Origin of the sequence: Burkholderia sp. MSh2 (assembly GCF_000731655.1) — a bacterium.
Classification (GTDB): Bacteria; Pseudomonadota; Gammaproteobacteria; order Burkholderiales; family Burkholderiaceae; genus Burkholderia; species Burkholderia paludis.
The window spans coordinates 53,033-79,679 of sequence record NZ_JPGM01000036.1 but is presented as its reverse complement, the minus strand read 5'-3'; the positions used below and the strand labels follow the sequence as shown (position 1 = coordinate 79,679).

The 26,647-nt window shown below is 69.2% G+C and carries 22 protein-coding genes; 17 read left to right on the top strand and 5 right to left on the bottom strand.

Annotated features, from left to right (window positions below; genetic code table 11):
- Window positions 1–37 precede the first annotated feature (37 nt).
- The gene (locus tag GQ57_RS23180; RefSeq protein WP_052001438.1) at window positions 38–388 is read left to right on the top strand and encodes a hypothetical protein; all 351 of its coding nucleotides are present in this window, start codon (window positions 38–40) and stop codon (window positions 386–388) included.
- 485 nt (window positions 389–873) lie between these two features.
- Here the strand turns inward: GQ57_RS23180 and GQ57_RS23170 are convergent, their stop codons facing one another.
- Window positions 874–2,322, bottom strand: a complete 1,449-nt coding sequence (locus GQ57_RS23170) for a DKNYY domain-containing protein (RefSeq protein ID WP_152603328.1) — start codon at window positions 2,320–2,322, stop codon at window positions 874–876.
- A 511-nt stretch (window positions 2,323–2,833) separates the two neighbouring features.
- Here GQ57_RS23170 and GQ57_RS23165 point away from each other — a divergent pair.
- The 5 genes from GQ57_RS23165 to GQ57_RS23145 all read left to right on the top strand — a co-directional run bounded on the left by GQ57_RS23165 (window position 2,834) and on the right by GQ57_RS23145 (window position 6,812).
- Window positions 2,834–3,928, top strand: coding sequence for a serine hydrolase (locus GQ57_RS23165; RefSeq protein ID WP_034199117.1), 1,095 nt, complete (start codon window positions 2,834–2,836; stop codon window positions 3,926–3,928).
- Between the two features lie 40 nt (window positions 3,929–3,968).
- A complete protein-coding gene (locus tag GQ57_RS23160; RefSeq protein WP_034199116.1) occupies window positions 3,969–4,202 on the top strand; it encodes a DUF7661 family protein in 234 nt (77 codons plus the stop codon).
- Window positions 4,203–4,274: 72 nt separating this feature from the next.
- On the top strand, window positions 4,275–4,730 hold the full coding sequence (locus GQ57_RS23155) for a MarR family winged helix-turn-helix transcriptional regulator (RefSeq protein WP_081896746.1): 456 nt from the start codon (window positions 4,275–4,277) through the stop codon (window positions 4,728–4,730).
- A 67-nt stretch (window positions 4,731–4,797) separates the two neighbouring features.
- On the top strand, window positions 4,798–5,361 hold the full coding sequence (locus GQ57_RS23150; protein WP_034199115.1) for an isochorismatase family protein: 564 nt from the start codon (window positions 4,798–4,800) through the stop codon (window positions 5,359–5,361).
- Complete coding sequence (locus tag GQ57_RS23145; RefSeq protein WP_034199114.1) at window positions 5,358–6,812, top strand: DHA2 family efflux MFS transporter permease subunit; 1,455 nt, start codon at window positions 5,358–5,360, stop codon at window positions 6,810–6,812. Before GQ57_RS23150 ends, GQ57_RS23145 begins: the two co-directional genes overlap by 4 nt.
- A 36-nt stretch (window positions 6,813–6,848) precedes the next feature.
- Here the strand turns inward: GQ57_RS23145 and GQ57_RS23140 are convergent, their stop codons facing one another.
- Window positions 6,849–7,448 carry a LysE family translocator gene (locus GQ57_RS23140; protein WP_031400503.1) on the bottom strand — a complete coding sequence of 200 codons (600 nt, stop codon included), beginning with the start codon at window positions 7,446–7,448 and terminating at the stop codon, window positions 6,849–6,851.
- 95 nt (window positions 7,449–7,543) lie between these two features.
- On the opposite strand from GQ57_RS23140, the gene GQ57_RS23135 reads away from it, so the two are divergent.
- Window positions 7,544–8,419, top strand: a complete 876-nt coding sequence (locus GQ57_RS23135) for a LysR substrate-binding domain-containing protein (RefSeq protein ID WP_031400502.1) — start codon at window positions 7,544–7,546, stop codon at window positions 8,417–8,419.
- Between the two features lie 12 nt (window positions 8,420–8,431).
- On the opposite strand, the gene GQ57_RS23130 is transcribed toward GQ57_RS23135, so the two are convergent.
- A complete protein-coding gene (locus tag GQ57_RS23130) occupies window positions 8,432–10,150 on the bottom strand; it encodes a SulP family inorganic anion transporter (RefSeq protein ID WP_031400501.1) in 1,719 nt (572 codons plus the stop codon).
- Window positions 10,151–10,642: 492 nt separating this feature from the next.
- On the opposite strand from GQ57_RS23130, the gene GQ57_RS23125 reads away from it, so the two are divergent.
- Window positions 10,643–11,884, top strand: coding sequence for a mechanosensitive ion channel family protein (locus tag GQ57_RS23125; protein ID WP_031400500.1), 1,242 nt, complete (start codon window positions 10,643–10,645; stop codon window positions 11,882–11,884).
- A gap of 58 nt (window positions 11,885–11,942) precedes the next feature.
- On the opposite strand, the gene GQ57_RS23120 is transcribed toward GQ57_RS23125, so the two are convergent.
- Window positions 11,943–13,364 (bottom strand): aminotransferase-like domain-containing protein, encoded by a 1,422-nt coding sequence (locus GQ57_RS23120; RefSeq protein ID WP_034199113.1) that lies wholly within the window; start codon window positions 13,362–13,364, stop codon window positions 11,943–11,945.
- Between the two features lie 155 nt (window positions 13,365–13,519).
- Between GQ57_RS23120 and GQ57_RS23115 the strand changes: the two genes are divergently transcribed.
- Window positions 13,520–15,844, top strand: a complete 2,325-nt coding sequence (locus tag GQ57_RS23115) for an FdhF/YdeP family oxidoreductase (protein WP_031400498.1) — start codon at window positions 13,520–13,522, stop codon at window positions 15,842–15,844.
- Window positions 15,845–15,856: 12 nt separating this feature from the next.
- Window positions 15,857–16,777 carry a bestrophin family protein gene (locus GQ57_RS23110; RefSeq protein WP_031400497.1) on the top strand — a complete coding sequence of 307 codons (921 nt, stop codon included), beginning with the start codon at window positions 15,857–15,859 and terminating at the stop codon, window positions 16,775–16,777.
- A gap of 22 nt (window positions 16,778–16,799) precedes the next feature.
- Here the strand turns inward: GQ57_RS23110 and GQ57_RS23105 are convergent, their stop codons facing one another.
- Window positions 16,800–18,857 (bottom strand): FUSC family protein, encoded by a 2,058-nt coding sequence (locus tag GQ57_RS23105; protein WP_034199112.1) that lies wholly within the window; start codon window positions 18,855–18,857, stop codon window positions 16,800–16,802.
- Between the two features lie 145 nt (window positions 18,858–19,002).
- On the opposite strand from GQ57_RS23105, the gene GQ57_RS23100 reads away from it, so the two are divergent.
- The 7 genes from GQ57_RS23100 (at window position 19,003) to GQ57_RS23070 (ending at window position 26,643) form a co-directional block, all read left to right on the top strand.
- Complete coding sequence (locus GQ57_RS23100; protein WP_031400495.1) at window positions 19,003–19,905, top strand: LysR family transcriptional regulator; 903 nt, start codon at window positions 19,003–19,005, stop codon at window positions 19,903–19,905.
- A 379-nt stretch (window positions 19,906–20,284) separates the two neighbouring features.
- On the top strand, window positions 20,285–21,844 hold the full coding sequence (locus GQ57_RS23095; RefSeq protein ID WP_031400494.1) for a DHA2 family efflux MFS transporter permease subunit: 1,560 nt from the start codon (window positions 20,285–20,287) through the stop codon (window positions 21,842–21,844).
- Window positions 21,845–22,013: 169 nt separating this feature from the next.
- Window positions 22,014–22,343, top strand: a complete 330-nt coding sequence (locus tag GQ57_RS23090) for a hypothetical protein (RefSeq protein ID WP_031400493.1) — start codon at window positions 22,014–22,016, stop codon at window positions 22,341–22,343.
- A gap of 243 nt (window positions 22,344–22,586) precedes the next feature.
- Window positions 22,587–22,925: a sugar ABC transporter ATPase gene (locus tag GQ57_RS23085; protein ID WP_031400492.1), complete on the top strand. Its 339-nt coding sequence runs from the start codon at window positions 22,587–22,589 to the stop codon at window positions 22,923–22,925.
- Window positions 22,926–23,057: 132 nt separating this feature from the next.
- Window positions 23,058–24,647 carry an ABC transporter substrate-binding protein gene (locus GQ57_RS23080; protein ID WP_034199111.1) on the top strand — a complete coding sequence of 530 codons (1,590 nt, stop codon included), beginning with the start codon at window positions 23,058–23,060 and terminating at the stop codon, window positions 24,645–24,647.
- Window positions 24,648–24,819: 172 nt separating this feature from the next.
- A complete protein-coding gene (locus tag GQ57_RS23075) occupies window positions 24,820–25,362 on the top strand; it encodes a class I SAM-dependent methyltransferase (protein WP_031400490.1) in 543 nt (180 codons plus the stop codon).
- Between the two features lie 27 nt (window positions 25,363–25,389).
- Window positions 25,390–26,643, top strand: coding sequence for a hypothetical protein (locus tag GQ57_RS23070; protein WP_031400489.1), 1,254 nt, complete (start codon window positions 25,390–25,392; stop codon window positions 26,641–26,643).
- Window positions 26,644–26,647: the final 4 nt, after the last annotated feature.

Here is a 26,647-nt window from a genome sequence, read left to right as displayed (position 1 = left end):
GTAGCGATCGAAACATTCATTTTACCGATCGAATGCGATGACGTTCAATATGCGCATGCCCTTCCTCGAATCGACCGACATGTCCCTGCTGCCCACATGCGAATGCCCGCCTGACGACCCCTCGTGTACGGCGAGCGCCATCGACGCGCCCGCCGCGACGGCCGATCCGCGCGCCCCGCGGCAGCGGACCGAACGCGCCGACGGCCGCGGCCGCCGCTTTCGCTTCGGCGACGCGGTGGATGCCATGAGCGCGGCGAACGGTACGCCTCCGCGCGCCGCGACCGGCTCGATCGCGATCAGTTTCGCGGTGGTGTCGCGGCGGAACTGGCCGCCTCAAGGGTGGCCGGCTCCGGCCGTCCCCGAGGGATCGAGCGGATCGACACGGTAGCGGTTGCCGCCCGTGGCGACGGCGTACGACACACGGCCACGGCCGCGACCAACCATTCGTGCGATCTCGACCGCCGCGGATATCGATCCTGCCGGCACGCGAGGCGTGCGGAATCAGCCAGGCTTGTGATCGGCACGTCGGTCGGCGCAGCGCCGTGAACGGCGGGATTGCGCACCGGCTGCCGCGCTCGCGCCGACAATCGTCGAAAACCGGGCGCCGCGCAGTTCGACGCGATCGACGATTTCAACCGCGAAACGCGCTCCATCGAGATTGACTGCTCACTGCCGCCGGCGCGAACGATCCGCACACGGCGGCCGACCGTCGGCTGGCACGGCTGGCCGTCAGCGACTCCGCACGATCGTCGGATCGACGCCAGCGCAACGCGCTGGCCATGACCGTCTCGCGTCTGTTTCCGCTCCCGTGGAACACACGTGGATGCCGCGTTCGCCCACCGTCCGGCACGACAACGCCACGCCCCTTCCGAACTATTGCGGGTTGTTCGTGCCTTGTAGCTGGATGTCGTCCCCGCACCAGGTCGCCCGCATCCGCTTGCCGTTGCCGAGATCGACCACCGTATCGTCGAGCGTCGTATCGACCGCGGTCTTGAACAGATATCGATAGCGACTGTTTTCATACCCGACGGAATAGCCCGCCGGCAATTTCTTTGGCGCGATGGCCCTGAGCGGGCCAAACCGGTGCGCTAGCTCCGGAGTCGGAGCGGCGAGCTTCGCGAGCGCACCGCACAATGGCCCGTCGTTCCTCGACAACCCGCTCCGCAGGTTGATGAACCCGAGTTCGTCGGCAAGATAGCCGGCTGCCGGGCCGCTCAAGTGCCCGGAAAACTGCACGCCAGCCGTTATCGTCTTGCCGCCGAAATTCTGATGCAGCGGATCGAGATCGAAGATTTGCTTTCCACCGAGACCGAGATACGACGAGCCTTCCATCAGGAAATAAACGAAATCGGGCACGTTGGCGATTCGCTTGATATCGTCGAACTCGTGGAAATACAGCACATCCTGTCCGCTGCGGGCGACCCGGAACTCGTCCGGCTGGGCGTCGGGGACGCATTTCAGGTCCGGCGCACCCGGCACCGGGCACACCGGCACCAGCATCTGGAACGTTGCCGCCCGCACGCCGTCCATGGGCTTCTGGCCCAGGTAGACATGCTCGCCGTCGCTGATGAGGGCCGGCTGAAGCGTGGCCGGAGGGCTCAGCAGCTGCAGTTGCGCTTTTACATCCGGCCGGTAAACGGGACCGTCGAGCGCATCGATTGAAAACACCCGCCCGGCATTGACGGCGAACGTAGCGCCGACCACCTCGACCGGCCCGGGCACCATCCGCGGGTCCGATCGCTCCTCCAGATAGACGTGGTTGCGGTCGTACGCCCACCCGTCGGTCGCCTTGGCCCCCTTGGGCACGAAGGTCTTGAAGGTCGCGGGATCGGCGCCCGGAATCACGTCCGCGCCGTCGAACACCTGCTGGCCGTCGGTTGCATGGAGCCGGTCCAGGACGCGCAGCGCCGCGCCCCGTTGCGTGAGCAGATAATAGTGTCGTGTCTCGTTGTCCTCATGACGGCGCAGACTCGACGGCAGCAGACACGCAAAGTCCGGTACCGGCCCCCCGTGCGAACACGAATCGTTGTATTCGTGCAATTCCGAAATGAAATACCCGCGGCCGTCCACCACGCCATACTGATCGCTCAGCATCTTGACGGCCGGATGCCCGCACGTCCCCCCGCGCTCGGCGGCCAGCGCGCCCATGCTTTTACCGGCACGCGCCAACGGGTACCAGTACTCCCGACAGACATTCACCGTGTAAGCGTGCGCCGAACCGGCGACGCCGAGCAATGCGAGTGCCAGCACCAATGCGCGACGCACTCGCGCGCTCGACCGCAGGTTCACGCGAACACCGGCTTGCAAAGTCTTTTTGTGCATAAAAATGGGTTCAGTTTTGCTGGACCGTCTATCGTCGAAGAGAGGCAGCCCCGTTCGACCAGACCGTTTTTGAATTTTTCAGGTGGAACATCCGGGGCGCTCGTGCTGCCGATCCGGCCGCAGGCAGCGCGGAGAAGCATGCGTCATCGGGCGTCCGGTCCCGGGTTGCGCAGGCAAGCGCGGCTGCGAGACAACGGTGGCGATGATACCTGGATCGGGGCCGGGTCAGCCCGCGAATTCATCCCGCAATCGTTGCCCGCGCCACCATCGGACCCGCCCGGTTCGACGTGACAACGCCCTTGCCGGTCGCGCTTCCGTTGGTCCGGCACGCGCGACATATCGACGCGAATCGGCACAAATCGCCGCACAACGCAGCGATAACCCGCAAAACTGCGCTGCCGGAACGGCGCGCCACCCTCATCCGCACCCGATCGACCGTATAATTTTCCGCACCCGCTGACCGCCCACGCATCTCGCGTCGCCTTGCCGCGCGCGAGAAGGAGACTTTCGCTTGACCGGCTTCATCGCGCGCCTGCCCCTCGCCCGGACCATCCTGCCCGTCGTCCTGTCGATCCTGATGTTCGCCGTTTCGGCGCACGCGTCGTCCACGCCACGCAAACCGCCGCCGCGCGCCGCCCATTCGCATGCACCGGCAAATGCCGTCAAGAAAACCGTGAAGAAGCAGCCGGCCCGGCATCGCAAGCCGGCCGTCAAGCCTCGCCGCCCGCACGTGAAGCACCATGCCGTCAACCGTCACGCGGCGCCCGCCGCGCGGCATCGCGCCGCCAGACGCACGCCCGCCGCGCACCCGCACCCGGCGGGCAAACCGCGCCTGATGGCGAGCTGCGGCTACAGCCCGCGCGCGGTCAATGCGCTGCACTCGCGTGCGGCCTACGTGCTCGACGTCGACTCCGGCACGCCGCTGCTGGCCCGCAATGCGCGCACGGTGAGGCCGATCGCGTCGATCTCGAAGCTGATGACGGCCGTCGTCGCACGCGACGCCGATCGTCCGCTGAACGGCGTGCTGCGCGTCACCGCGCACGACCGCGACACGATCAAGTTCACCGGGTCGCGCCTGCAGGTCGGCTCGGAACTGTCCCGCCGCGAGATGTTCCATATCGCGCTGATGTCGTCGGAAAACCGCGCGGCCGCCGCACTGAGCCGCGACTATCCGGGCGGGCGGGCCGCGTTCGTCGATGCGATGAACCGCGAAGCGCGCCGGCTCGGCATGCGCCACACGCGCTTCCGCGAACCGACCGGCCTGTCGCCGCACAACGTATCGACGGCAGAGGATCTCGCGAAACTCGTCGGGGCGGCGGCGCAGGATCCGCTGATCCGCTATTTCTCGACGGATACGTCGACCACCGTGCGCCCCGGCGGCGACGAGCTGCTCTACGTGAATTCCGATCCGCTCGTCCGCTACCGCCGCCTGCCGATCCGGCTGCAGAAGACCGGCTTCATCAACGAGTCGGGGCACGGCGTCGTGATGCGCATGCGCGTGAAAGGCCGGCGCGAGACGGTCGTCCTGCTCGGCGCGCCGACCCGCGCGGGCGTCTCGAGCGATGCCATCAAGATCCATCGCTGGCTGTCCTGCTCGATCCGGTAAGCGCCGGCGGCCGGCGCGCTCACCCCACGGGAGCGCTGCCATGCAGGACGAATACCGCTTCAACGCATTCGGACGGCGGCTCGCCGTCGTCCCGAAGAACGGCCGCCGGGCCGGGTTCGATCTCGGCGCCGAAGGCAAGCGGCGACCGGCCAACCTGCATGTGCCGTCCGCGTTCGCCGCGGACGAACCCGCGCAATACCTCGGCGACCTGCTGCCCGAAAACGCGCCGCCGAGACGCGGCGAAGCCGTCCCCGCCACCTCCGGTCGCACGTAGCCGGGCGACCGGCCGCACCGTGATCCGGCGCCAACTCGACAGTCAAACTTGCAAGTTTAGCTGTCGTGTCCTATGATCCGCCGCATGAATCCGCCACGCAAACCCGGCGTTTCCGCCGACATCGTCGCCGCCGACCTGACCCTCGCGGTCGGCCAGTTGATCCGCCGGCTCCGCTCCGAGATCGACTCGCAAGGGCTCGGCATGTCCCAGACCAGCGCACTCGCGCGGCTCGAACGGCACGGGCCGATGACGACCGCCGATCTCGCGCGCGCCGAAGCCATGAAGCCGCAGTCGATGAAGTCGATTCTCGCGAGCCTCGAGGAAGACGGGCTGGTCGAGCGCGAGCCGCATCCGACCGACGGCCGGCAAATCCTGTTCAGGCTGACCGCGGCCGGCCTCGACGCGCGGCTCAAGCGCAATGCCGCGAAACACCGGTGGCTCGGCGCCGCGATCGAGCAGCTCGATCCCGACGAGATCGGCACGCTCGCCGCCGCGATCCCGCTGATCCGCCGCATCGGCGAGCAATGAATCCCGCCGGCGCGCCCCACCGCATCCGCGCGCACGGCTTTCCTCGTCCATTTCACGGAGTTCCATCATGAGCGCAACCCGTCTCGACCCGCACACGGCACTCGTCGTCATCGACCTGCAGAAAGGCATCGTCGCCCTCCCCACCGCGCACCCGGTCGAACCGGTGATCGCGCAGACCCGCGAGTTGCTCGACGCATTCCGCGCCCGCGGCCTGCCGGTCGTGCTCGTCAACGTTGCAGGCGGCGCACCGGGCCGCACGGAGCAAGCGCCGCGCACCGCGCCGCTCCCCGCCGACTGGGCCGAACTCCTGCCGGAACTGAACCGGCAGTCAAGCGACCACCTCGTGACGAAAAAAACCTGGGGCGCGTTTACCGGCACGGATCTCGACGCATACCTGAAGGCAGCCGGCGTCACGCAAATCGTGCTGACCGGCATCGCGACGAGCATCGGCGTCGAATCGACCGCGCGGCAGGCGCACGAACTCGGCTACAACGTCACGCTCGCCGTCGACGCGATGACCGACCTCAACGCGGATGCGCACGTCAACAGCATCGAGCGCCTGTTCCCCCGCCTCGGCGAAACGGGCACGACGCAGGACATCGTCGCGCTGCTCGACCAGCGCGGCGCGTGAGCGACCCGCGCCGTCGGCCGGCGCCGGATCACGCGGCCGGCCGGCTCGATCCGGCGATCTGGAAGGTCAGCGCGGTCGCGGTGCTGGGCTCGCTGCTGTCGCAGCTCGACGCGACGATCGTCAACGTGTCGCTGTCGAGCCTCGCAACCGACCTGCACGCGAGCCTCGCGACGATCCAGTGGGTGACGAGCGGCTACCTGCTCGCGCTGACGCTGGTGCTGCCGCTGAACGGCTGGCTCGTCGACCGGATCGGCGCAAAGGCGCTGTACCTGTGGTGCTTCTCGGCGTTCACGCTCACGTCGGCCCTGTGCGGGCTCGCGTGGTCGGCGCCGTCGTTGATCGCGTTCCGCGTGCTGCAAGGGGTGAGCGGCGGGCTGCTCGCACCGATGGCGCAGATGATGATCGCGCGGGTTGCCGGCCAGCAGATGGCGCGCGTGATCGGTTATGCGGCCGTGCCCGTGCTGCTCGCGCCGATCCTCGGCCCCGTCGTCGCCGGGGCGATCCTGCAGTACACGTCGTGGCGCTGGCTGTTTCTGGTGAACCTGCCTGTCGGCGTACTGGCGCTTGCGCTGGCCATACGGTTCCTGCCCGGCGACCGCGAGGACACGCAGCCGCGCGAACTCGACTACGTCGGCCTCGCGCTGCTGTCGCCGGGGCTCGTGCTGTTCCTGTACGGCATCGAGCGGATCAACGAAGCGCCCGGCATCGCGGCGATCGTCGTGGCGGCGCTGTTGCTCGCGGCGTTCCTGCGGGTCGAAACGCGCAAGGGCGACCATGCGCTGATCGATCTTGCGCTGTTTCGCGGCAAGGTGTTCGCCGCAGCCGCGTCGACGCAGTTCCTGTCGAACGGCGCGCTGTTCGCGGGCCAGATGCTGATTCCGGTGTTCCTGATCCAAGCGTGCGGCCGCACGCCCGGCGAAATGGGCTGGCTGCTCGCGCCGATGGGCCTCGGCATGCTCGTCACCTATCCGTCGATGGGCGCGCTGACGAGCCGCTTCGGCGTGCGCCGGCTGGCCGCCGCCGGCGCGCTGCTCGCGCTCGTCGCGACGCTGCCGTTCGCTTACCTTGCACTGACCGGCTACGATCCTTACGTGCTGGTGCCGGCGCTGTTCCTGCGCGGCATGGGCCAGAGCGCGATCGGCGCGCCGTCGATCTCGGCCGCGTACGCGTCGGTCGAGCGCCGCAACCTGCCGATGGCGACGACGTCGCTCAATATCGTGCAGCGTCTCGGCGGACCGACCTTCACCACCGTGTGCACGCTGTTCCTCGCGTGGCGGCTGCAGGCCGAATCGGCGATGGGCGGCGGCACGCAGGCGCACGCGTATGCGTGGGCGTTCGGCCTGCTTTGCGTGCTGCACGCGGCGAGCTTCGTCACGGCGCTGCGGCTGCCGTTGTGGTCGGCCGGTGCGGGCGGGCCGCCGGCCGGCACCGCGCGCGCCGGTTCGCGCTGACCTTCGGGCGGCCGCACGACGCGTGCGGCCGCCCCGCTACGGCAGCCACATCGGCACGATCGAGATCACGAGCAGCACGCCGAGCCCGGCATTCAGCCAGTGCCACTGCCGCTCCGTGCGCAACACGCGTGCGAACAGCAGCCCGGCGAAACACCAGAGCGACAGCGACACCATCGCGGCCACGCCGAACGCCAGCCCGAGCAATGCGCCGAGCCGGGCCGGCCCGGACGCGAGCGCGGCGAACGACGCGGCCGCACCGAGCGTCATCGCCCAGCCTTTCGGGTTGTGCCAGAGCATCCAGACGCCGCTGATGAACCCCTGCGGCCGGTGCACCGCGGCATCGAGCCGCGGCTTGCCGCCGCGCCCGATGCGCACGGCCAGCCACACGAGGTACACCGAACCGGCCGCCTTCATCGCGAGCTGCAACGCGGGCAGCGCAAGCAGCACGCCGCCGAGCCCGGCCGCGGCGGCAGCGGCCATCGACGCCAGGCCGACCGCGATGCCCGCCATCATCGGCAGCGAACGCCGATAGCCGAAATGCGCGCCCGAGGCGGTCGCGAGCGTCGTTGCGCCGCCCGGCGTCACGGTGGACACGATCACGAACAGCATCAGCGGCAGGTAGTCGCGGAACGGCACGGCAGCTCCCGGTTGTCGTTGTCGAAACCCCGTTTTACCCGCGATCGTCCCATTACGACAGCGAAAGCTTTTTATGCCTGCCATTAGCATTCATAATGCATCGCATGGCACGTAACCTCGACATCGCGCTGCTGCGCGCCTTCGTCACGGTCGCCGATCATCGCAGCATGACGGCGGCCAGCCGTGCGCTGCACCTGACGCAAGGCGCGATCAGCCAGCAGGTCGCCCGGCTCGAAACGCTGTCCGGCCCGCTGTTCGTCCGCGAGCACCGCAACCTGCTGCTCACGGCCGACGGCGAGCGCCTGCTCGGGCAGGCGCGCCGGCTGCTCGCCGTGCACGATGCGCTGCTGACCGACATGACGGCCGGCGCGGTCGAAGGCACCGTGCGTCTCGGCGCGCCGCAGGATCTCGTCGGCGCCTGTCTCGCGCCGATCCTGAAAGCCTATGCGCAGGCGCATCCGCAGGTCGCGCTCACGCTCGTGTGCGCGGCGTCGCCGGAGCTGCGCCGGGGGCTCGCGCAGGGCGAACTCGACGTCGCGCTGATCGAGGCGCCAGTCGGGCCGTCACGCGGCGAATGCATCGCAGTCGACCGCCTGGTCTGGGTCGGCGCGAAGGGCGGCACCGCGTACCGGAACACGCCGCTGCCCGTATCGATGGTCGCGCAGTCCTGCGCGTTCCGCCCGACGGTGCTCGACGCGCTGCGCGGCTGCGATCGCGCGTGGCGCACCGTGTTCGAGCACGGCAGCATCGACGCGACTACCGCGACCGTGCGCGCCGACCTCGCCGTGACCACCTGGCTCGCGTCGACCGTGCCGGCCGATCTCGACATCCTGCCGGCCGGCAGCGGCCTGCCCGCACTGCCGAACTTCGCGATCAACCTTCATCTGCCGCGCGGCCAGCGCACGCCGGCCGCGACGGAACTCGCCCGCCACCTGCGCAACGGCTTCGCGCGCCTGCGCGCGGCCGCCTAGCGCCGGCTCACGCTACACCATGCCCGGCTCCTGCGGCGCGGGCGTCGTGCCGGCAGCCTCGAGCGCCTGGTGCAACGTCGAAAAGATGCACGATGCGCCGACGATCTCCGTGATCCGGTGACGATCCATGTCCGCTCGCAGGTAACGGTTGACACGCCCGAACAGCACGCCGATCCCGCGTGCATGCAGCATCCTGACGAGGTCGGCCAGCGTGCGCGCGGCCGAATAGTCGATGTCGGTGACCGCCCCCGCATCGATGACGAACCAGCGCGCCGGCACCGGCGCCGCATCGACGAGCTCGGTCACTTCGGCGGCGAACAGGTGATCGTTCGCGAAGAACAGGTCGGAGCCGAACCGGTAGACGATCAGCCCCGGCGCCGTCATCGCGCCGCGCCGCGCTGGCACCGGCTGCCACCGGCCGTTGCCTTCGACGGGTTCGAGCACCATCGTGTGGGGCTGGTAGCTGTGGCGCACGTGCCGCATCAGCGACAGCGCGACGGCCAGCAGGATGCCGTGCTCGACGCCGACCGTCACGACGGCCACGGCCGTTACCAGCGCAAGCGTGAATTCGCCGGGGCTTTCCTTGCGGATCGCGGCGAGGCTGCGCACGTTGATCAAGCCGAGCGCGATCGTGAACACGATGCCGGCCAACACCGCATGCGGCAAATACTGCAGCGTCGTGCTGAAGAACAGCAGCACCGCCGCCACCACGGCCGCAAACGCGAGATGCCCGATCTGGCTGCGCACGCCCGCGCCGTCGGCCATCGCGGTCTGCGTCGGGCTGCCGTTGACGACGAACGCGCCGCCCACCGCCGCGGCGGCATTCGCGGCCGCGAGGCCGAGGATGTCGGCATTGGTATCGACGTCCTCGCCATACTGCTGCGCGAACACGCGCGCGGCGGCCGCGCTCTGCGCAATGATCATCACGAAACACGACGCGGCGACCGGCACGAGATCGAGGCACTGCTGCCAAGTGACGGACGGCCAGCGCAACGGCGGCAGCCCGCCCGCGACCGGCCCGAGCACCGCGATGCCGTGCGCGGCGAATCCGAACACGTTGCTCGCCGCGATGCTGCCCGCGACCGCGATCATCGGCATCGGCACGCGCGGCAGGAACCGCTTGCACGCGAGAATCGCGACGACGACGAGTGCCGCCAGCGCGAACGTCGGCCGGTTCGTGTGGACGAGATGCGTGACGACGTAGTCGAGCTGCGCCAGGCTGCGCGAGGCCGGGTACGGCACGGCCAGCCCGAGCATGTCGCCGAGCATCGCGATCGACACCTGCACGCCGACGCCGGCGAGAAAGCCGACCAGCACCGTGCGCGACAGGAAATCGGCGAGAAAACCGAGCTTGAAGATGCGCGCGAGCAGCAGCATCGCGGCGGTCAGCAGCGCGACCATGCCGGCCAGCGCCACATACTCGGCGCTGCCGGCCGGCGCCATCGACGAAAGCCGGCTCGCGAAGATCGTCGCGGTCGCGGAATCGGCGGCCACCACCAGGTGCCGCGACGCACCGAAGCACGCGAACGCGACGAGCGGCAGGAACACCGTGTAGAGGCCCGTCACGGCCGGCATGCCGGCGATGCGCGCGTAGCCGAGCACTTGCGGGATGTCCATCGACGCGAGCGACATGCCCGCGAATACATCGCGGATGGCGGTCGCGCGGCGGATCGGAAGGATGCCTTTCAGCAGCCGCACGCCCGACGGGCGGCTTTCGTTGGAATCTTGCATGCGTGAAGTGCGTGAGGTCGAAATGACGGGGTTCGCGAAGTCGTTCGCGCATCGTGCCCCGGCCGGCATCCCGTGGCAAGTGCGCGAACGGATCGCCGGCCGCTCACCGCCGGCGAACGGGCCGCGCGCCGGCGCCCCGCCGACGCATGCGACGTCCGCATGATTGCATGGATCGCCGTTCGCGCGCCGCGAAGCCCCGGGCCCGCCGCGACAGCCTCCCGCCGGTCGCGAGCCGACACGCAAGCCGCCGCGCGCCGCTGCCGGCGGCCCGTGCGCTCGCCGGCCGGCGGTGCGGCGGCCGGCCCGCCCGGCCTCACCCGATTACAGAGGAAACCTGCCCAATGGTGAGCAAGCTCGGGAGCCGCGCGATGCACGAACGGCAACGCGCCCGGAACCCGATGGCACAATCACGGTCCCTTTCATGCGCCCTTCATCGGGCGCGCGCCGCATGACGGCGCCGATTCAACGCACCAGAAGGCCCCTGCCCACCCCATGACCCCGCACGAATCCTGGATGACGCCGCTCGCCGGCCTCCTCGTCCTGCTCGCCGCCGCCGGCGCGATCGCCGCCGCCGTCCATTTCCTGCTGTTTCGCGTGGTTGCGCGGCTCGCGCGGCTGTCCGCCACGCGCGTCGACGACGCGCTGTTCGAATTCGGCGCGTTCAAATGGCTGAACCGCATCGTCCCGTTCGTCGTGATCAGGCTCGGGCTCGGCGCGGTGCCCGGCGTGCCGGATCAGGTCGCGCAGGTTGCCGACAAGATCCTGTTCGCGCTGATCGCGTTCCTCGTGACGATGACCGTGAGCGCGACGCTGTCCGCCCTCGAGCACGCGCACCGCACGCACCATCGCGACCAGCCGCGCCTGTCGCTCAAAGGCGCGATGCAGCTCGTCAAGCTCGTGATGTTCATCACGGCCGCGCTCGTCGTGCTCGGCGATGCGACCGGCAAGCAGATCGGCCTGCTGCTGTCCGGCATCGGCGCGATGTCCGCGGTGCTGATGCTGATCTTCAAGGACACGCTGCTCGGCCTCGTCGCGGGCGTGCAACTGTCGTCGAACGACATGCTGCGGATCGGCGACTGGATCACGATGCCGTCGGCCGGCGCCGACGGCACGGTCATCGACATCACGCTGAACACCGTCAAGGTCGCGAACTTCGATCACACGATCATCACGGTGCCGACCTGGAAACTGATCACCGAGAGCTATCAGAACTGGCGCGGCATGACCGAAGCGGGCGGACGCCGGATCAAGCGCGCGCTGTTCGTCGACGCGACGAGCGTGCGGTTCCTCGGCAACGACGAAATCGAACGGCTCGAGCGCCTGACGCTGCTGAAGGACTATCTCGAGGACAAGGTCGACGCGATCGCGCAATGGAACGGCACGCTCGGCGCGGCCGGCGACTGCGCGGCGAACCGCCGCCAGCTGACCAATCTCGGCACGTTCCGCGCGTATGTCGCGAATTACCTGAAAGGCCATCCGCGCATCCGCCGCGACATGACCTGCATGGCGCGGCAGCTGCCGCTCACGGCCGAAGGCATTCCGCTCGAACTGTACTGCTTCACCGATACGACGTCGTGGGTCGACTACGAGACCATCCAGTCCGACCTGTTCGATCACCTGATCGCGGTGCTGCCGGAGTTCGGGCTGCGCGTGTATCAGCACCCGTCGGGGTTCGACATGCGGCAGATGGCCGGCGCCCTGCAAGCCGGGGCGCAGGCGCCGCACGCGGGTTGACGCGCGCGACGGCGGCCGGCGGCCAGCGACCGGCCACCGCTTGCCGCGCCCCCTGCGCTCACCGCGCCTCGCACTCCGACGCGAGCCGCCCGAGCGTCTTCAATGCGTCCTCGATCTGCCGCGACCACGGATAGCTGTAGTTGAGACGGATGAAATTCCGGTAGTCGGCGCCCGCCGAAAACATGTGGCCGGGCCCGACCGTGATCCGTTGCGCGAGCGCCTGCGCATACAGCGTCATCGCATCGACCCGCGGCGGCAGCTCGACCCACAGCACGTACCCGCCCTGCGGCTGCGACAGCCGCGTGCCTTCGGGGAAGAAACGGCGCACCATCGCGCTCATCAGGCTCGCCTGCTGCGCGTACTGCTTGCGCATGCGCCGCAGATGGAAATCGTAGCCGTCGTGCTTCAGGTACTCGGCGATCGCGAGCTGCTCGATCGCGGGCGTCGCGAGCGTGTTCAGGAATTTCAGCTTCTCGACCTGGTCGCGGTAGCGGCCCGGCATCGCCCAGCCGATCCGGTAGCGCGGCGACAGGCTCTTCGTGAACGACGCGCAATGCAGCACCAGCCCGTCGCGGTCGAACGACTTCAGCGCGCTCGGCGTCGCGTCGCCGAAATGCAGCTCGTGATAGACGTCGCTCTCGATCGCCGGCACGCGGTGCTTCGCCAGCAGCGCGACGAGCGCGCGCTTGCGCGCGTCCGACATCTGGAAGCCCAGCGGATTCTGGAAATTCGGCATCACCATGCACGCGGCGATGCGCTCGCGCTCGAGGATCCGTTCGAGCGCGTCGAGATCGATGCCCTCGACCGGGTGCGTCGCGACTTCGAGCGCGCGCATGCCCATCCGCTCGATCGCATGCAGCATCGCGTAGAAGGTCGGCGACTCCACGGCGATCGTGTCGCCCGGCCGCGCGACCGCCTGCAGGCACAGGTTGATCGCCTCGGTCGCGCCGATCGTCATCACGATCTCGCCCGGCTCGACGGCAATCCCGCGCTCCGCGTAGCGCCGCGCGATCTGGCGGATCAGCTCCTGGTTGCCGGGCGGCAGGTCGTCGATCACGCCCCAGCGCGTGCGGCGCCGGCCGATCGTCTGCGCATAGCGCGCGAGACGCTGCACCGGGAACTGCGACGCGTCGGGATACGGCGAACCGAGCGGCACCGCGTCGTCGCGCGCGATCGAACGCAGCGTCGACAGCACGAGCCGGCTCACGTCCACGGCCGACGGCTCGGCGGCCGGCGCCGACATGTGCAGCTCGGCCTCGGCCGGCGCCGGCGCGCGGGCCCGCACGAAATAGCCCGACTGCGGCCGGCTCTCGATCAGGCCGCGGCTTTCCAGCACCAGGTACGCGCGCAGCACGGTCGTGACGCTGAGCTGCTGCTGCCGGCTCGCCTGCCGCACCGACGGAATCCGCTCGCCGGGCCGGTACACGCCGCGCTCGATCTGCGCCTGGAGCTCGTCGGCCAGTTGTTCGTAACGCTTCACCCGCCTCCCTTTCAATCACCCTTCGACAACACAGTTGCGATATATCCGCCCGGAATGATCGCAACTGTACTCTTTTTTGAAGTGACGAGGTGTACACACAGCCGGCCGGGCGCGGCGCGTACTCTGCATGCATCGACCCCGACACCCGCTGCACCATGAAAAAGAAATCCGCCACCGCGCGCATCGAACCGTACACTCACCCGGCCGCCGGCTGGGGCGCGCTGAAAGCCGTCACGATCAACCTGATCAAGGAAAAGGTCGCCGGCGGCAATTACCGTACGCTGCTGCGCCAGAACCAGCCGGACGGCTTCGACTGCCCCGGCTGCGCGTGGCCCGATCGCCAGCACGCATCGACGTTCGAATTCTGCGAGAACGGCGTGAAGGCGGTGGCCGCCGAAGCCACGAGCAAGCGCGTGACGCCCGAATTCTTCGCCGCGCACACGGTCACCGAGCTGCTCGAACAGACCGACTTCGAACTCGAACAGCACGGCCGGCTCACCGACCCGATGGTGTACGACGCACCGACCGACCGCTACGTGCCGATCGCGTGGGACGACGCGTTCGAGCTGATCGCGCGTCACCTGCGTGCGCTGCCCGACCCGAACCAGGCCGCGTTCTACACGTCCGGCCGCGCGAGCAACGAAGCCGCGTTCCTGTACCAGCTGCTCGTGCGGCTGTACGGCACCAACAACTTCCCCGACTGCTCGAACATGTGCCACGAGGCGACGAGCCGCGGGCTGCCGCCGTCCGTCGGCGTCGGCAAGGGCACCGTCACGCTCGACGATTTCGAACACGCCGACACGCTGCTGATCTTCGGCCAGAACCCGGCCACCAACCACCCGCGGATGATGGGCGAGCTGCGCGAGTGCGCGAAGCGCGGCGCGACGATCGTGTCGATCAACCCGCTGAAGGAGCGCGGCCTCGAACGCTTCGCCGATCCGCAAAGCCCGATCGAGATGCTGACGATGTCGGGCACGAAAATCGCGTCGACGTTCATCCAGCCGACGATCGGCGGCGATTTCGCGCTGATCAAGGGGATGGCGAAACGCGTGCTCGAACTCGACGACGCCGCGCAGGCCGCCGGTGCGCCGCGTGTGCTCGATACCGCGTTCATCGGCGAGCACACGGCCGGCTTCGACGCATTCGCCGACGATCTGCGCAACGAGAGCTGGGCCGCGCTGACGGCCGAGAGCGGCGTGCCGTACGAGCAGATCGACAGCCTCGCGCAGCTCTACGCCCGCAGCGAACGCGTGATCGCGACGTGGGGCATGGGCATCACGCAGCACAAGCATTCGGTCGCGACCGTGCAGATGCTGACGAACCTGATGCTGATGCGCGGCAACATCGGCCGCCCCGGCGCCGGCCTGTGCCCGGTGCGCGGCCACTCGAACGTGCAGGGCAACCGCACGGTCGGCATCGAGGAAAAGCCGACGCAGGCGTTCCTCGACCGGCTCGGCCGCGTGTTCGATTTCGAACCGCCGCGCCATCACGGCTACGACGTCGTCGAGACCATCGAGGAGATGCTCGAAGGCCACGTGAAGGTGCTGATCGGCCTCGGCGGCAACTTCGCGATGGCGACGCCCGACACGCCGCGCACGTGGGAAGGCATGCGCCGCTGCGACCTCTCCGTGCACATCACGACGAAACTGAACCGCAGCCACCTGATCCACGGCCGCGACGCGCTGATCCTGCCGACGCTCGGCCGCACCGAGATCGACCTGCAGGACAACGTCGCGCAAGGCGTGACGGTCGAGGATTCGATGAGCATGGTCCACGTGTCGTACGGGATGAACAAGCCGGCGTCGCCGAACCTGATGTCGGAGCCCGCGATCGTCGCGCACATCGGCCACGCGCTGTTCGGCAGCGGCAAGATCGACTGGCTCGCGTACAAGGACGACTACGCGAAGATCCGCGACGCGATCGAGGCGACCTTCGACGGCTTCTACGACTACAACGCGCGCATCGCGAAGCCCGGCGGCTTCCACCTGCGCGTGGCGTCGCGCGACCGCGAATGGCTCACGCCGACCGGCAAGGCCAACTTCTTCGCGCACGCGCTGCCGACCGACACGCCGATCCAGCTCGCCCGCGCGCAGCACGGCGAACGGCTGATGACGCTGATGACGACGCGCTCGCACGACCAGTACAACACGACCGTCTACGGGCTCGACGACCGCTATCGCGGCGTGTTCGGCCAGCGCCGCGTGGTGTTCATCAACCGCGACGATCTCGCGATGCTCGGCCTGAAGGCTGGCGAATGGGTCGACATGGAAACCGTGTGGCACGACGGCATCGAGCGGCGCGCGGACGGCTTCCTGCTCGTCGAGTACGACATTCCGCGCGGCTGCATCGGCGCCTACTACCCGGAAACCAACCCGCTCGTGCCGCTCGACAGCGTCGGCGACGTGTGCAACACGCCGACCTCGAAATCGGTGCCCGTGCTGCTGCATCGCGCCGCCGCGCCGGCATCGATCGCCGCCTGACGGAGCCCGACGATGATCGTTCGGCCGCGCGAGCACTGGCTGCGGATGCTGCTCGTCTGGAACGGCTCGGTGCTGCCGACCATCCTGCCGCAGCTCGTGCTGACGCTCGCGATCAGCATCGTCGCAGTATGGGGCGGCGGCCGCGTGCTCGGCGAGAAGGTGCCGCTGAACCCGACGCCGTTCACGCTGATCGGGCTGACGCTCGCGATCTTCGCGGGGTTTCGCAACAACGCGAGCTACGACCGCTACCGCGAGGCGCGGCAGCTCTGGGGCGGCGTGCTGACCGCGTCGCGCACGCTGGTGTCGCAGGCGCTCTCCTACGGCGCGATCGGCCCGGACGACGGTGCGCGACGCGCATTCGTGCGCACGGTCGTCGCGTTCGTCTATGCGCTCAAGCATCAGCTGCGCGGCACCGATCCGGCCGCCGACCTGCGCGGCCTGCTCGACGACGGCGCCTACGCGCGCATCGTCGCATCCCGGTTCCGCCCGGTCGCGATCGTGCACGGGCTGCGCGAGGCCTTCGCCGCGCGCGCCGACGCGGGCCATCTCGCCGACACGCGGCTGTGGATGCTCGACGCGCGCCTCGACGACCTCGTCGCGATGGTGAGCGGCTGCGAGCGCATCGCGTCGACGCCGATCCCGTTCTCGTACGACGTGCTGCTGCACCGGACCATCTATGCGTACTGCGTGCTGCTGCCGTTCGGTCTCGTCGATTCGATCGGCGCGGCGACGCCGTTCGTCAGCGTGTTCGTCGCCTATACGCTGATCGCGCTGGACGCGATCGCGCACGCGATCGCCGAACCGTTCGGCGACGGGCCGAACCATCTCGCGCTCGATGCGATCACGCGGCAGATCGAGCGCTCGCTGCTCGAACTGAACCGCGAGCCGCTGCCGGCGGAAGTGACGCCCGGCAAGGCCTACCGCCTCAGCTGACGCGCGCGCCGCGCCGACTCGTTCAGTCGCCGTGCCCGCGCAGGAAACCGCCATGCACGGCGGCCGCATCCGCGATCCGCTGCAGCAGCATGGCGCCGCGCCACAACGCGTGCGCGTCGCCGCCGTCACGCGCGGCGGCGCGCCGCCGCAGCACGCGGGCCGCCGCGTCGCAGGTCCGGTCGAGCCGCGCGAATTCCGCCCGCGCGATCCGCCCGCGCACCACGGCGGCGGCCCGGCGCACCGCCGGCTCGCGCGTCGCCAGGCCGGCGAGCGACAGCAGGCTGTCGCCGAGCCCCCAGATCGCCAGCAGGTCGCGCAGGTCGTGCTCGATCAGCGTCTGCGGCAGGCTGCCCGCGAAGCCGAGCGCGCGCGCGAGGCGATCCGCCGTGCAGCTCAGCCACGTGCTCGCGGACCACGCGCCCGGGTCGCGCGCCATGCCGGCCAGATCGCGCCGCACCGCGCGATGCAGGCGCCGCCGGCTCGTGCCGGGATCGCCGGGGAACACGAGCGCGTACACGAGCGCGCCGAAGGCGATGCCGAGCAGCGTGGCGAGCGCCGAGTTGAGAAACGCGGCATCGCCGATGCGCGCCACATTGTTCGGCGACGTGAAATTCCAGAAGAAGATCGAAAACGCGCTGCCCATCGCCGCCGTGCGCGGATGGCGAATCGCGATGCCCGCGCCGATCAGGAACACGCCGAGGATGTAGGCCAGCATCTCGAACCCCGACACGGCGGGCAGCAGCGCGAAATTGCAGATCACGCCCGCGGCGGCGGCGCATGCCGTGCCTTTCAGGAAGCCGACGGCGGCGCGCACCGAGTTCGGCCGGGTCGAGAACAGCGCGCAGACCACGGCCACGATCGCAACGAAGCCGCCGCCCGACGGCCACGCGGTGACGATCCAGATCGCCGACGCGGCCAGCACCGCGAGGAACGCGCGGAGGCCGTTGTGCCACGCGAGCACCGGATCGCGGTGAAACGCATAGCGCACGCGCAACGGCGGCGGCTCCGGCCGGTCGAGTCGCGCCCGGCTCGCGAACGCGCGCTCGAAGCCCGCGAGCAGCGCTGCCAGCGCGTCGAGCGTCAGCAGGCGCGACGGAGCGGAGCCGGCCGGATCCGCGGAAGTCGCGCGCAACGCGTCGTCCACCCGCGCGCGCAACGCGGCCATCTCGCGCGCCCGGTCGTCCGCATCGTCCGCGTCACCCGAATCGGGCAACCCGGCGACGCGGTCGAGCGCGCGCGCCACCTCGTCCACCAGCGGATCCGGAGCGTCGCCGCCGCGCGCGGCGTGTTCGCGAATCGCCTGCCCCGCGGCCTGCGCGGTCAGCACGCCCAGCGCCGCCGCACGCAGGTGGCCGATCGCGTTGCGCACCGGCGGCGCGCCGGCGGCCGCATATTCGGCCGCCGTGTCGAGTTCGAGCGCATCCGCGAACAGCCGGTGCACGGCCCCGCCGTTCGGCTCGCGCCGCAGCGCGCCCGCCGTGACGGCAACCGCGCGATCGACATAGCGCGCGAGCCGCGTGCGCATGTCCGCCACCGGCGAGCCCGGCGCGAACACCGTCTCGAACGTCGCGCCGCACAGGATGCCCACCACCACGTACAGGCACCGCGCGGTCGCGATGTCGAACGCGTGCAGCGGCGCGGACACGGCGTCCATCGCGACGATCGCCGCCGTGTAGCCGGACAGCACCGCCGCATACGCGCGGAAATTCCGCAGGAAGGTCGCGACGCCCGCGCACAGGCCGATCCACACCGCGAGCGCGAGCAGGAACAGCTCGGGCGTCTGCGCGAACAGGCCGGTCAGCACGAGCGCGACGGCCGCGCCGATCACGGTGCCGAGGATCCGGTACTGGCTTTTCGACAGGCCCATCCCGCGGCTGCCCTGCGCGACGATCCATACGGTCGAGGCGGCCCATACCGGGTCGTCGAGGTTCATCCGGAAGGCGATGTAGAGCGCGAGCAGCGAGGCGGCCGTATTGCGCAACGCGAAGCCGACGGCGCCGGGCGGCAGCGCGGGCCGCGCGTCGCGCAGCGCGGTACGCACGGCCGCGAGCGGCGGCAAAGGGGGAAAGGCGAATTTCATCGTGCGAGGATACGGGCGCGCGCCGCCGCCGCTAAGGTGCGCGGGCAGGATGCGTTATTGCACCGGGCGGGATAATCGCCGCCGCGCGCGGCGATCCGCGCAGCGACGGTAAGATGCGCGCAGACCGAACCCTGAAGCGACCTGTATGGACTTCGAAAGCATCCGGATATTCCTGCGCGTGGTGGAACGCGGCAGCTTCACCGCCGCCGCCACGCAACTCGACATGCCGCTCAGCCGTGTGAGCCGCAAGGTCAGGCAGATCGAGGACGATCTCGGCGTCCAGCTGCTGTACCGCACCACGCGCCGCGTGTCCGTCACCGAGGCCGGGCGCGACTACTACGAGCGCTGCCTGCGCGCCGAGGAGATCCTGCTCGACGCGGACCGTCAGGCCCGCGCGCTGCGCGTCGCGCCCGAGGGAACGCTGCGCGTGCTGGTGCCCTACTCGATCGGCCTGTTCGAGCTGGAGCCGGCGCTCGCCGAGTTTCGCCGGCGCTACCCGCTGGTCCTGCTCGTGCTGATCTACGACAACAGCCCGCTCGATCTCGTCGAGCACGGCTTCGACGTGGCGCTGCGCGCGGGCGTGCTGACCGACTCCAGCTACATCGCGCGCTCGCTCGGCTGGTCGCAGGCGAAGCTCGCCGCGAGCCCCGCCTATCTCGACCGCGCCGGCCGGCCCGCCACGCCGCAGGATCTCGCGCGACACGACCTGCTGCTCGTCGGCCGCGACGCGCCCAGCCAGACGCTGCGGCTCACCAACACGGCCGGCGAGGTGGCCGACGTGCCGGTGCGGCCCGTGCTGATCACCAACGAATCGGTGACGGTGCTGCGCCAGGCCGCCGGCGGCGGCGGCATCGCGCTGATCTCGACGCACTACACGGCCCGCCGCCTCGAACGGAACGAGCTCGAAATCGTGCTGCCCGACTGGCACCGGTCCGACGACGTCGAGCTGCACGCGCTGTACCCGCGGCGCGCGACGCTCGACAGCAAGGTGCGCGCGTTCGTCGACTTCCTCGCGGAAGTGTTCACCACCTGGCGCACCGCGCCGTGACCGGCATGACCCCGTCGATTATTGCGAACGGCGAAATCGATTAATGAGCGCGCCCGTGTTGATGGCGGCTCGCCGCGCCATTAGGCTGTCGCGATGCCAAACGACTCCACTCCCGACGGCAGCCGCCTGACCGCTGCCCGCAGGCGCGTCACGCGCGTCCCGCCCTCCTGACCGGCAGCACGCCGTCCCGCGAAGCCCGCGATGGGCTTTGCACATCCGATCGAGCAGCACGTCGCGCGCGTCGGCCCAGCATGCGGGGCCGCGCCGTGCGCGGCGTGCATCCGTCCAGCACGCCGGTCCGTGCGTGCGCCGCTTTCGCGCGCGCGGACCGGCACCCCGCGCCAGCCGCCGCGGGCCCCATCCGTCAAGCAGGAAACCCATGTCCTCTCCGTCATCTCCCGCCCCGCTGTCGGGCGGCCGCCTGGCGATCGGCACGATCGCCGTGTCGCTCGCGATGTTCATGAACGTGCTCGACTCGTCGATCGCGAACGTCGCGATCCCGACGATCTCGGGCGACCTCGGCGTGTCGGTCGACGAAGGCACGTGGGTCATCACGATCTTCGCGGCCGCGAACGCGGTGTCGATTCCGTTGACGGGCTGGCTCACGCAGCGCTTCGGCCAGGTGCGCCTGTTCGTCACGTCGATCCTGCTGTTCGTGATCGCGTCGTGGCTGTGCGGGATCGCGCCGAACCTGCCGACGCTGCTCGCCGCGCGGATCCTGCAGGGCGCGGTCGCCGGGCCGCTCGCGCCGCTGTCGCAGGCGCTGCTGCTCGGCGCATGGCCGCGACAGAAATCGTCGAGCGCGCTGGCGCTATGGTCGATGACGGCGCTCGTCGGCCCGATCGCGGGGCCGTCGCTCGGCGGCTGGATCACCTACGACTACAACTGGTCGTGGATCTTCTACATCAACATCCCGGTCGGCTTCTTCGCGGCCGCCGTCACCTGGATCGTGTTCCGCGACCGCGAATCGGCCACGCGCCGCCTGCCGATCGACAAGGTCGGCCTGCTGCTGCTCGTGCTGTGGGTCGCGTCGCTGCAGATCATGCTCGACAAGGGCAAGGATCTCGACTGGTTCAATTCGCCCGTCGTGATCGCGCTGGGCATCGTCGCGCTGATCGGCTTCGCGTTCTTCCTCGTGTGGGAGCTTCACGAGGCCAACCCGATCGTCGACCTGCGACTCTTCACGCAGCGCAATTTCGCGGGCGGCACGATCGCGATCTCGGTCGCATACGGGATGTTCTTCGGCACGCTCGTGCTGCTGCCCCAGTGGATGCAGGGCTATCTCGGCTACCGCGCGGTCGATTCGGGGCTCGCCACCGCGCCGCTCGGGCTGTTCGCGGTCCTGCTCACGCCGGTCATGGGTCGCCTGCTGCCGCGCACCGACCCGCGCTACATCGCGACGCTCGCGTTCGTCGGCTTCGCGGTCGTGTTCATGATGCGCACGACCTTCTACACCGACGTGTCGCGCTGGGACCTCATATTGCCGACGCTGCTGCAGGGCATTCCGATGGCGATGTTCTTCGTGCCGCTGACGTCGATCATCCTGTCCGGGCTGCCGCCGGAAAAGATCCCGGCCGCCGCCGGCCTGTCGAATTTCGGCCGGACGTTCTGCGGCGCGGTGGGCACCTCGCTGATCAGCAACGCATGGAACGACCGCACGATCCTGCATCACGTGCGGCTCACCGAGCAGGCGAGCGTCACCAACCCGGTCTTCACGCAGCAGGTCGACACGACGCGGTCGCTGCTGCACCTCAGCCCCGATTCGGCACTCGCGCTGTTCAACTCGTCGGTCGATTCGCAGGCGGCCGTCATGGGGCTGAACGACATCTTCTACGTGTCGGCGCTGATCTTCATCGCGATCATTCCGCTCATCTGGATCACGAAGCCGAAGCGCTCGGGCGGCGGCGATGCCGATGCGGCGGCGGCCGGCGCGCACTGATCCGCGGCGGCCGGGCCCCGCGCCGCGCGCGCCGGGCCCGCGCCGCAATCCGCAGACGTAACAAAGACTTGCAATCGATACGGGCAGAAACGTCAACAGCCGGTGTCCGCTCCGCGTTTTTTGGTCAAGCGCCCACGATCCGCGGCGCGCAACGACAGGAGAACACACCATGCGAGCCCTTACCCGCCACTTCGCGATTGCCGCCACCCTGATGTCGGTGCTGACCGGCACCGCGTTCGCCGAGACGCCGTGGCAACAGGCGCACCCGCGCCGCGAAGAGGTCAACCAGCGTCTCGCCAACCAGAATCGCCGCATCCATCAGGACGTGAAGGACGGCGAGATGTCGCACGCCCAGGCCGCGCGCCTGCATCGCGACGACCGCAAGATCCGCCAGGAAGAGCGGGACATGGCCGCGCAGGATCACGGCCACATCACCAAGAGCGAACAGCACGTGCTGAACCAGCAGGAAAACGCGGTCAGCAACAAGATCGGCCAGTAACGCCGGCCCGCGCCCAGTCGCCATTGCCCTGAACGCCCGCTGCCGCCGCGCGGCGGCGGGCGCCTGTTGTATCGAATCGTTTCAACGCCCCGACTGCGTCAAACGCTGCGGGTATACTCCGACGTCAGCCGCCCGGCGTATCGACCGTCAAAAACAGCCCGATACCCGGCGGTTTCGTCGCGAAGCCTCGCGCTTCGCCTCCCCCGCGCCCCGGCCTCGATACGGGACACCCGACGACCGACCATGAAACGATTCCTGCTGCTCCTTCCCGCCGCCCTGCTCGCCGCCTGCGGTTCCGCGCCCTCGTCCGATCCGTCATCCGCCTCCACCGGCGACGCGCCGATGATCTTCGTATCGTCGCAACGTCCGGCCTACGCGATCGCCGAGTGCCTCGACGGCCGCCTGTCGGGCACCGAGCAATCGCAGCACAACGGCGTGACCGACATCGCCGTCGGCTCGAACTCGTACTTCGTCACGCTGACGCCGTCGGGCAACGGTTCGGTCATCAAGGTCGTGCGCGGCTCGGGCAACGAGCCGGCCGAGGAAGCGATGCGCTTCGCGATCGCGCGCTGCGCGATCTGATCCGCTCCGCAACCCGCCGATGCCGGGCGCCCGCCCGGCCTTCCCGCGCACCGCCGCGCGCACGCCGGATATTTTCATCCGGCCCCCGTCGATGAGAGAATCGCACCACGATTCCTTTCCGATGGAGCCTGCATGAAGCACCTGCTGTCCCGACTGTTCGTCAGCGCCGCGCTCGTCGCGCTGGTTCCGGCGCTGCCGGCGCACGCCGCGACGCCGCCCGGCATTTTCGTGGTCGCCACGCAACTCGGCGAATTCACGACCCTCGACCCGAGCGGGATCTACGAACTGGTGCCGTCCGAGTACGTCGCGAACACCTACGAACGGCTCGTGCGCGTCGACCTGAAGGACCCGACGCGCTTCGACGGGCAGATCGCGCAATCGTGGACGGTCGGCGCCGACGGCGTGACCTACACGTTCAAGCTGCGCCCCGGCCTCACGTTCCATTCCGGCAACCCGGTCACGGCCGACGACGTCGCGTGGTCGCTGCAGCGCACCATCCTGCTCGACAAGGGGCCGGCCGGCGTGCTTGCCGACCTCGGCCTCACGAAAGCGAACGTGGCGCAGAAGGTGCGCGCGCCCGACCCGCAAACCGTCGTGCTCGAAACCGACCGCAAGTACGCGCCGAGCTTCGTGCTCAACGTGCTGAGCGCCTGCCCGGCGTCGGTCTTCGACCGGAAGCTGCTGCTGTCGCACCAGCAGGGCAACGATCTCGGCAGCGGCTGGCTGCGGACCAACGACGCGGGCTCGGGCCCGTACCAGCTCGTCAAGTGGACGCCCAACGAGACCATCGTGCTGCAGCGTTTCGACAAATACCGCACGCCGTACCCGATGAAGCGCGTCGTGCTGCGCCACGTGCCCGAAGCGTCCGCGCAACGGCTGCTGCTGGAGAACGGCGACGCCGACGCCGCGCGCAACCTGAGCCCCGACAGCCTCGCCGCGCTGTCGAAGGCCGGCAAGATCAAGGTCGCGTCGTGGCCGGTGTCCGCGCTGCTGTACCTGAGCCTGAACACGAAGAACCCGAACCTCGCGAAACCCGAGGTGCAGCAGGCGATGAAGTGGCTCGTCGACTACGACGGCATCCAGCGCAACATCGTCAGCACGACCTACAAGGTGCATGAAACCTTCCTGCCGGAAGGCTTTCTCGGCGCGTCGAACGCGCGGCCGTACCGGCAGGACGTCGCCAGGGCGAAGGCGCTGCTCGCCAAGGCCGGCTTGCCGAACGGCTTCGACGTGACGATGGACATGCCGAACGACTATCCGTACCTCGAGATCGCGCAGGCGCTGCAGGCCAACTTCGCGCTCGGCGGCATCCGCGTGAAGCTGATCCCCGGCGATGCGAAGCAGGCGATCGGCAAGTATCGCGCGCGCCAGCACGACATCTTCGTCGGCGAATGGTCGCCCGACTACATGGACCCGAACAGCAATGCGCGCGGCTTCGCGTGGAATCCGGACAACTCCGACCAGTCCCCCACGAAGATGCTCGCGTGGCGCAACAGCTGGAACATTCCGCAACTGACGAAGGACACCGAGGACGCGCTCGTCGAGCCGTCGCCCGCGAAGCGCGCGCAGCGTTACGAAGCGCTGCAGAAGGCCGTGCTCGCGAACTCGCCGTTCATCATCATGTTCGAGAAGGTCGTGCAGGTCGCGACCCGCCCGGGCGTGACCGGGCCGGAAATCGGGCCGATCAACGACCTGGTGTCATACCGCACGCTCGCGAAGTAATCGGGCCTGCCCGCGCGGCCAGCCCTGCCGGCGCGCGGGCAATCGCCGCGGCCCGCCGCGCCGGCGCTATGCCCTGCGGCGACGGCGATTTACAATGGCCGGCACCGCCGGGGCGGGAGCGCCCGCCCGGCGGCGCCCCCGCCATCGAATCCACTTCGCCCAGGACACCAGGATGCGCACGCTACAGCAACTGCGGATGGAATTCCTGCAGTACAAGATCGAACCGACCGGCTGGCTCGGCGACAGCCCTTCACGCTTCGACTTCTATACGGAAACGGCGCTCGGGTGCGACAGCATCCTCGAGCTCGGCGTATTCACCGGGCTGACCACGACGGCCTTCCTGCTCGCGCAGCCCAGGCGCCTCGTGTCGGTCGACATCTCCGACGAGTATTTCCACATCCGGCACGAACTGGAACAGGCGGCGAAGGATCTGTCGGTCGACTTCGAATTCAGGGTTGCCGACGATCTGGCGATGGAGCCGCTGGCATCCGACCTGCTGTTCATCGACACCACCCACACCTACGAGCAGACGCTCGCCGAACTGAACCGGTTCGGCCCGCTGGCTCGCAAGAAGATCGTGCTGCACGACATGAGCGAGTCCGGCGTGTACCAGGCCGTGTTCCAGTGGCTGTGGGAAAACCGGCAATTTCATATTACGTATCACGACAGCCGCGGCTGCGGCGCGGTGGTCTGCGAGCGCCACGTCGGCTACTGAGCCGGGCGCGCGCAACAGGGGGAGAACATGCATTCGAGCGAGCACGCGGTCTGCGTGGCGATCAACGACAACAACCGCGCGTGGTACGAAATGCTCGTGCCCTTCCTGCTGTCGCTGCGGCAGACCGGCTACGACGGGCGGATCGCGGTGATCGGCTACGGGCTGTCCGAACGCAAGCGGCAGATCCTCGCCAGCCAGTCGGTCGACGTGATCGAAGCGTCGGCCGAGTACGCGCTGCCGGTCGGCCGCTTCATCGAGGCCGCCGAATATTGCGCGCGCCACCCGCAGATCCGCAAGCTCGCGCTGTACGACGCCGACATCTGGTTCTGCGCGCCGACGTTCGACCTGTTCTCGCACATCGGCGACGACCGGATCCACGCGTGCCCCGACCCGCTGTTCTGCACGTTCGTCGTCACGCCGCTGATCGGCGAGCGACGCGACCATCACTGGCGCCTCGTCGTCGACGAAGTCAGGGCGCGCCACGGCGGCGCGCTGCAGGCCGGGCTCGTTGCCGGGACCGCCGACGCCTGGGCGCGTTACGCGAACCACCTGCGCGACTGCATCGCCCGCGTCGGCACCGATTTCCAGGAGTGCTTCGGGCTCGACACGACGTTCCTGCACCTGTGGAGCGCGCAAGGCGAAACGGCGCTGCTCGACCCGGTCCAGAACTTCGTCAGCAAGTACGGCATCCACGAGTCGTTCGACGAACACGACGGCCGCACGACGCTGCGGTACCACGGCGAGCCGATCCGCGCGTTGCACATGACCGGCGACATCCGCTTCCTCGACCGGTGGCGCTACTACGCCAACCACATCGACGCCGCGCTGCGCGACGGCGCGCCGTTCGCGCTGTCCGACGGCACGCGGGCCCCGGCGGACGCGATCGCCGCCCGGATCGCGGCAACGGACTACGTGCGATCGGCCGGGCTGTCCGTGTCGTCCGCGTCGCTCGAGGGGAGCGCCGGCGCCTACCTGCAGGCGCTCGACGAGCCGGGCGGCACGATGCTCGTCGGCAGCGGAAATCATGAAGTCGTATTCACCGCGACACGCGACATCGCCAAGCTGAATGTCTATGTCACGCACCCGTCCGGCTCGCCGTCGCCGCTGCTGAGCGAAGTGCTGGTCGACGGGCAGGCGCAGCGCAAGGGCACCGAACTGACCGCGCATTTCGCGTACCAGGTGGTGGCCGGCACCGTCGTCACGCTGCGCTCGACGAGCCTCGGCGGCCAGCAGTGCAACGCGATCTGGCGGCTGCGCGAGGCGCCGGACATGCAGCAGTAGGCGC

Bases quoted from the DNA above. Each gene is read 5' to 3' on its own strand.
- GQ57_RS23110 (WP_031400497.1), top strand. From the start codon at position 15,857: ATGATCGTTCGGCCGCGCGAGCACTGGCTGCGGATGCTGCTCGTCTGG.
- GQ57_RS23100 (WP_031400495.1), top strand. From the start codon at position 19,003: ATGGACTTCGAAAGCATCCGGATATTCCTGCGCGTGGTGGAACGCGGC.
- GQ57_RS23095 (WP_031400494.1), top strand. From the start codon at position 20,285: ATGTCCTCTCCGTCATCTCCCGCCCCGCTGTCGGGCGGCCGCCTGGCG.
- GQ57_RS23115 (WP_031400498.1), top strand. From the start codon at position 13,520: ATGAAAAAGAAATCCGCCACCGCGCGCATCGAACCGTACACTCACCCG.
- GQ57_RS23160 (WP_034199116.1), top strand. From the start codon at position 3,969: ATGCAGGACGAATACCGCTTCAACGCATTCGGACGGCGGCTCGCCGTC.
- GQ57_RS23070 (WP_031400489.1), top strand. From the start codon at position 25,390: ATGCATTCGAGCGAGCACGCGGTCTGCGTGGCGATCAACGACAACAAC.
- GQ57_RS23090 (WP_031400493.1), top strand. From the start codon at position 22,014: ATGCGAGCCCTTACCCGCCACTTCGCGATTGCCGCCACCCTGATGTCG.
- GQ57_RS23180 (WP_052001438.1), top strand. From the start codon at position 38: ATGACGTTCAATATGCGCATGCCCTTCCTCGAATCGACCGACATGTCC.
- GQ57_RS23135 (WP_031400502.1), top strand. From the start codon at position 7,544: ATGCATCGCATGGCACGTAACCTCGACATCGCGCTGCTGCGCGCCTTC.
- GQ57_RS23075 (WP_031400490.1), top strand. From the start codon at position 24,820: ATGCGCACGCTACAGCAACTGCGGATGGAATTCCTGCAGTACAAGATC.
- GQ57_RS23150 (WP_034199115.1), top strand. From the start codon at position 4,798: ATGAGCGCAACCCGTCTCGACCCGCACACGGCACTCGTCGTCATCGAC.
- GQ57_RS23155 (WP_081896746.1), top strand. From the start codon at position 4,275: ATGATCCGCCGCATGAATCCGCCACGCAAACCCGGCGTTTCCGCCGAC.
- GQ57_RS23085 (WP_031400492.1), top strand. From the start codon at position 22,587: ATGAAACGATTCCTGCTGCTCCTTCCCGCCGCCCTGCTCGCCGCCTGC.
- GQ57_RS23125 (WP_031400500.1), top strand. From the start codon at position 10,643: ATGACCCCGCACGAATCCTGGATGACGCCGCTCGCCGGCCTCCTCGTC.
- GQ57_RS23170 (WP_152603328.1), bottom strand. From the start codon at position 2,322: ATGCACAAAAAGACTTTGCAAGCCGGTGTTCGCGTGAACCTGCGGTCG.
- GQ57_RS23080 (WP_034199111.1), top strand. From the start codon at position 23,058: ATGAAGCACCTGCTGTCCCGACTGTTCGTCAGCGCCGCGCTCGTCGCG.
- GQ57_RS23105 (WP_034199112.1), bottom strand. From the start codon at position 18,857: ATGAAATTCGCCTTTCCCCCTTTGCCGCCGCTCGCGGCCGTGCGTACC.
- GQ57_RS23130 (WP_031400501.1), bottom strand. From the start codon at position 10,150: ATGCAAGATTCCAACGAAAGCCGCCCGTCGGGCGTGCGGCTGCTGAAA.